Below are 6,196 nucleotides of genomic sequence, written 5' to 3'. Positions count from 1 at the left end.
TATGGGAGTGGTCGGGGGGAAAATTCCTGGACTTTTTCCCTGAAAATTAGGTAATTTACCCGATGAAAATGGGTAAAACCCCACACCCCACACCCCACACCCTACACCCTGCCCCTAGGAAAAACTTTTTCAGCAGACCCTACTTAGTGCTGTGTATAGAGAAGTTGCGAATTGTTAACCCTAGCTTTGCTAGGAAAATAAAATGTGATATTGTGACCACAAGGCCGTGAAAAACGGCCAGGTTTTCAGTTTTTTTAAACATCAGGTCGCTACATTCTACAGCTATTTTCGCTCAAAAAAAAACGATTTTCTAGGCCTTTCTATGACTTATCTTGTTGAACATCCTTCTACAACCTTTTATTCCTATACCGATACGGGGGTCGATCCCCTGAAAACCGCTCACGGAGTTTATATCACGGTTCACGGACATTTTTACCAACCACCGCGAGAAAATCCCTATCTAGACAGAATTGAACGGCAACCGAGCGCCCATCCCTTCCATAATTGGAATGAACGCATCCATCACGAGTGTTATCGTGCCAATGCTTTTGCGCGCATTTACAATGACCGGGGGGAAGTGATCAAAATAGTTAATAACTACGAATATCTCAGCTTTAACATCGGGGCTACCCTCATGTCATGGATGCAATCCCATGATCCCGAAGTTTACCAACGCATCCTGACAGCGGATCAAAAAAGTTGTCAACGCTTAAACGGTCATGGTAACGCCATCGCCCAGGTCTATAATCATATCATTCTGCCTCTAGCCAACAAACAGGACAAATACACCCAAATTCGCTGGGGAAAAGCCGATTTTCAGCATCGTTTCGGCCGGGATCCCGAAGGAATGTGGTTAGCGGAAACAGCCATTGATTTAGCCACAGTGACAGCTTTAATCGATGAGGGGATTAAATTCACCATTTTAGCCCCTTCCCAGGCCCTGCGCTGTCGTCCTTTCCCTAGCGACCAGGATCCTCATCCCCAATGGCACGCGGTGGCCGGAGGTCAAATCGATCCCACCCGTCCCTATCGCTGTTACATCCCCGATGGTCGTTATCTGGATATTTTCTTCTACGATGGTCCAATTTCTCGGGATATGGGCTTTAATGATGTCCTAGCCAGCAGTGATTTTCTCGTCGGTCGTCTGGGACAGGCAATTAAAGGGGATCATCGTCCCTCCCAGTTAATCAGCGTCGCTACCGATGGGGAAACCTTCGGCCACCACAAACAGGGGACAGAGAAGTGTCTTAGCTATGCTTTTACGGAATCTTTCCCAAAAAACGGCTGGACAGTCACCAATTTCGCCCATTATCTCAGTATTTGCCCCCCGACTTGGGAAGTGGAATTAAAACCCGTGACCGCTTGGAGTTGTGTCCATGGCGTAAATCGTTGGCAGGATGACTGTGGTTGCGGGGGAGGGGGAAATTACCAGCAAAAATGGCGTAAACCCCTGCGGGAGTCCCTAAATTGGCTCAGAGATGAGTTGATTAAGGTATATGAGATTCAAGGACAGGAATTTTTCCGCGATCCTTGGCAGACAAGGGATGACTACATTGCAGTTATTTTAGATCGATCCCCAGACGCGATCGAACATTTCCTCGCCCTGCATCAAAGTCGCAACCTGAGTAAAAGCGAGAAAATCGATGCTTTGCGTTTATTAGAAATGCAAAGACAAGCTTTATTGATGTTTACCAGTTGTGGCTGGTTTTTTGAGGAAATTTCTCGACCTGAAGGTACGCAAATTTTGAGATATGCTGGCCGGGCCCTGGAATTAGCCGGAGAAGTGGCTGGAATTCAATTAGAAATGAATTTCCTCAGTCGTCTAGCTTTCGCTCCCAGTAACGTTAAGTTATATCAAGATGGGGCTGATGTCTATCGACAATTGGTCACTTCTGCGCGGGTCGATTTGGAACGGGTGGCGGCCCATTACGCCATTAGTTCCCTATTTACCAATTATCCCAGTCATCATCGGATTTATTGTTACAATACCCGTCAATTAGATTATCAAAAACAAGCGATCGGGTCTTTAACTTTAGCAGTGGGACAGGTGGAATTAACCTCGGAAATTACCCAAGAAAGTGAACATTTTGTCTTTGCTGTTCTACATTTAGGAGGTTGGGATTTTTACTGCTGCATTCAACCGTTTAACAGTCGGTTAATCTATACCAATCTTAAGGATCATCTCTTTGAATCTTTACAACAGGCCAGTGTTTCGACCATGATCGTAGAAATGGGGCGCGGATTGGGAGAAAACTTCTTTGCTTTACCCCATCTTTTTGCCGATGAAAGACACCGGATCATGCAGAAGGTGACAGCCGAAACTAAAAAACGTCTCGATCAATTATACACCCAAGTTTATCGGGATAATTACGGCATTTTAGCGGCTTTCCAACGGGATGAGCTGCCCGTACCTCAAGAGTTACAGGTAGCGGCCGATATTGCCATTTCTCATCGTTGTTTACAGGTGATTAATGCCCTAGAAAAAGATTTTGAGCAGCGGCAAGCAACGGAAAATAATCTCGATCAATTATTTGCTATTGCTAAGGAGGCCAATCATTTACACTGTCAATTAAATATTCCCGAAGCGCGTCAAACCTTAGAAAGTTTGCTCTGGCAATCTCTTGGGAAATTATTACACGATGGCGATCCTTTAACGGCGGAGGAGGATACTCGCTTAATCACCCGTTTAATTGAAGTTAGCCAACAATTAAAGCTAGGATTATCCCTCGATCGCTCTCAGGAATTATACTATTATTACTTCCATGGTCGTCTAGTTCTTAATTCTTTGCGGTCCAATTCAATAGATGCTGCCTGTCCCTGGCCGATGACTCAATTAAAATGGTTATTACTATTAGGACAGGTGTTAAAAGTTGATGTGAGTATTTGGCTGTAAAATCAGTCAAAGGGTGGGCAATGCTCACCCTTTGATGATTAAGTGGGTTAGGCGATGATTGCCCTGGAACTCAGGTTAACCCAGAGACTAAACCCTTAGATTTATAATGGATCATAAGTCTCTCATCGAAGGTTTACATGACTATCACGCCGATTTATGCCGCCTCAGCCGGCACAGCAACCCAGTATCCCGATGCTTTTGGGCGTTTTGGACGCTACGGGGGCAAATACGTCCCAGAAACCCTGATGCCAGCCTTAAGTGAACTAGAAACGGCCTATAATCAGTATCAAGACGACCCCGATTTTCAAGAAGAATTAAATCAACTGCTCAAGGATTACGTCGGTAGACCCAGTCCCTTATATTTTGCCGAACGTCTCACCGCCCATTATGCCAAAGCTGACGGCACTGGGGCGCAAATTTACCTAAAACGTGAAGATTTAAACCATACCGGGGCCCACAAGATTAATAACGCCCTCGGTCAGGTTTTATTAGCCAAACGCATGGGTAAAAAGCGAATTATCGCCGAAACTGGGGCAGGACAGCACGGCGTGGCCACCGCTACGGTTTGCGCTCGTTTTGGTCTAGAATGCGTGATTTATATGGGAATTCACGATATGGAACGCCAAGAACTCAATGTTTTCCGCATGAGACTGCTTGGCGCGACGGTGCAACCCGTGGCCGCCGGGACAGGAACCCTGAAAGATGCCACCTCGGAAGCGATTCGCGACTGGGTAACAAATGTGGAAACCACTCACTACATCCTTGGTTCTGTGGCCGGTCCCCACCCCTATCCGATGATGGTACGCGATTTTCATGCGGTTATTGGTCAGGAAACCCGTCAGCAAAGTCTGGAAAAATGGGGCGGTTCACCGGATATTCTCCTCGCTTGCGTGGGGGGTGGTTCTAATGCTATGGGTTTATTTCATGAGTTTGTTAAAGAAGCTTCCGTGCGTTTAATTGGTGTTGAGGCCGCCGGGGAAAGTATCGCTTCCGGAAAACACGCCGCCACCCTTACCCAAGGTCAACCGGGGGTTCTACATGGAGCAATGAGTTATTTATTACAAGATAGCGAAGGTCAAGTTATCGAGGCCCACTCAATTAGTGCCGGTTTAGATTATCCCGGAGTCGGGCCAGAACATAGCTTTTTAAAAGATAGTGGTCGCGCCGAATATTACAGTGTCACCGACAAGGAAGCACTAGAAGCTTTTCAACGAGTTTCCCGTTTAGAAGGGATTATTCCAGCCCTAGAAACTGCCCACGCTTTAGCTTATTTAGAAACTCTTTGCCCACAAGTGACCGGTAGTCCTCGCATTGTGATTAATTTCTCTGGACGGGGTGATAAAGATGTGCAATCGGTGGCTAAATATTTATCAATGAATGGTTAACAGTTATCAGTTATCAGTTATCAGGCTCTTCTAGGTTCTGTGTGATAAGTTTAACTTACATAGGGTCTGCTGAATAATGGTAAAACCCTTTTAAAATAAGGCTTTTGACCTGTTAAAGTCCGATGTTAAGTGGGTGGGTGGAATTAACTATAAGATGAACGTAGGTTGGGTTGAAGCATGAAACCCAACGCCTGCTCATGTTACGCTACCGCTAACCCATCCTACAAATAATTGTGCCTACCTACTTATATCGTGCAAATGCGCTAGTATTTAACAGTAAAGCCAACCTAGAACGGCGGGGTTTCTGACCCAATTTTTCGATGAAAATTCTTCAGATTGTTCCTTCGATTTCCCTTGTTTATGGTGGCCCCAGTCAAATGGTACTCGGTTTGTCAGCGGCCTTGGCGCAACTAGGCCAAGATGTGACCATTATTACCACCGATTCCAATGGTGACACGGGACAAGCACCCCTAGAGGTGCCTTTAGGGGTCCCTGTTAGTCAAAATGGCTATCAAATCTATTATTTTCGCTGTTCTCCCTTTCGCCGCTATAAATTTTCCCTTGATCTGTTTACTTGGTTGGCAAATAGGGCAAAAGATTACGATATCGCCCATATTCATGCCTTATTCTCCCCAGTGAGCAGTATATCGGCTTCGATCGCTCGTTACCGTCAACTGCCCTATATTCTCCGTCCCCTAGGCACCCTCGATCCGGCAGATTTGCAAAAAAAACGGCAACTTAAACAAATATATGCCAATTTTCTGGAAAAACCCAATTTAGCGGCGGCGGCGGCAGTTCATTTTACCAGTGAGCAGGAGTGTCAAACTGCCGAAAGATTTAATATAAAAACTAAGGATATTGTCATCCCCCTAGGGGTAGATTTTTTTAACCCACAAGCTCTACCCGTGGGTTTTGATCTTCCCGAAAATAAACCGATCATTCTCTATATGTCCCGTCTTGATCCGAAAAAAGGTCTAGATTTATTGCTGCCCAGTTTAGAAAGGTTGTTAGAAAAAGGCCTAGATTTTCATTTTGTCTTAGCAGGAGGCAATCCCCAGGACAGGGAGTACGAAAATCGGATTAAAAATCAGATCGAGCGGTCAATATTGGGCAAAAATACGACAATTACTGGATTTGTCACTGGAGAAGCCAAAAATAGCCTCCTCGCTAGGGCTGATTTATTTGTTTTACCTTCCTACTATGAAAATTTTGGCATCGCAGTGGCAGAAGCTATGGCTGCCGGAATTCCCGTGGTTATCTCCGACCGGGTGGATCTATATCCTGCGGTAGCAGCAGCGGCTGCGGGATGGGTGACAGCTTGTCAGCTTGAGGATTTAACTAATACTTTGGCAACGGCTATCACTAATCCTGAAATTCGCCAACAACGAGGGAAAAATGCCAAGGATTTAGTCTTAAATCAATATAGTTGGTCAGCGATCGCTGAACAGCTGTTAACTGTCTATGAAAATCTAGACAGACGGATTAAGATTTAGGCCATGAGGATAACCAGCACTAAAAATGCCAGTAGGGTTAAACCTGATTGCAGAAAGACGGGAAGCGCAAAAGAGTTCATAACAGTAGCTCACTTTTCTAGGGATGGCTCTACTTCCAATATACGCTTTCATCTCCGCTAATTCCTCATATTTCCGTCCCCAATGTCATCATCTCATCATTTAAGTAGGTAGGCGTTAAAAATTATCAGACACCACCCTTATCAAGGGGGGACTATAGGGTAGGGTTGATTCATGAATCAACCCTACTATGAATCAACCCTAGTACTAAGGGGGGATCGAAGCTAAAATCCATTTTTAATTTAATTAGGGTCTGCTGAAAAAGTTTTTCCTGGGGGTAGGAGTCAGTAGCCGGTCGTCAGGAGCCGGTCGTTTCAGGCTTTGTTGCCCTTGTTTTTTGTACCAAG

Annotated in this window: 4 protein-coding genes; all 4 read left to right on the top strand. The window is 45.3% G+C overall.

The genetic code is table 11. The annotated features are described in order from the left end of the window. Nucleotides 1–62: 62 nt before the first annotated feature. The 4 genes from PX482_RS21790 (at nucleotide 63) to hpsP (ending at nucleotide 5,771) form a co-directional block, all read left to right on the top strand. A complete protein-coding gene (locus PX482_RS21790; RefSeq protein WP_288027651.1) occupies nucleotides 63–230 on the top strand; it encodes a hypothetical protein in 168 nt (55 codons plus the stop codon). Nucleotides 231–322: 92 nt separating this feature from the next. After that, nucleotides 323–2,893 carry a DUF3536 domain-containing protein gene (locus tag PX482_RS21785; RefSeq protein WP_002757810.1) on the top strand — a complete coding sequence of 857 codons (2,571 nt, stop codon included), beginning with the start codon at nucleotides 323–325 and terminating at the stop codon, nucleotides 2,891–2,893. Nucleotides 2,894–3,030: 137 nt separating this feature from the next. Continuing rightward, nucleotides 3,031–4,278, top strand: coding sequence for a tryptophan synthase subunit beta (gene trpB / locus PX482_RS21780; RefSeq protein ID WP_288058763.1), 1,248 nt, complete (start codon nucleotides 3,031–3,033; stop codon nucleotides 4,276–4,278). A gap of 320 nt (nucleotides 4,279–4,598) precedes the next feature. After that, a complete protein-coding gene (gene hpsP, locus PX482_RS21775) occupies nucleotides 4,599–5,771 on the top strand; it encodes a hormogonium polysaccharide biosynthesis glycosyltransferase HpsP (RefSeq protein ID WP_288094397.1) in 1,173 nt (390 codons plus the stop codon). The last annotated feature ends 425 nt before the right edge of the window (nucleotides 5,772–6,196 follow it).

The sequence above is a fragment of the Microcystis sp. M53602_WE12 genome (genome assembly GCF_030065455.1).
Classification (GTDB): domain Bacteria; phylum Cyanobacteriota; class Cyanobacteriia; order Cyanobacteriales; family Microcystaceae; genus Microcystis; species Microcystis aeruginosa.
Note: the sequence above shows the minus strand (reverse complement) of the source record. Positions and strands in the feature narration are given on the sequence as shown.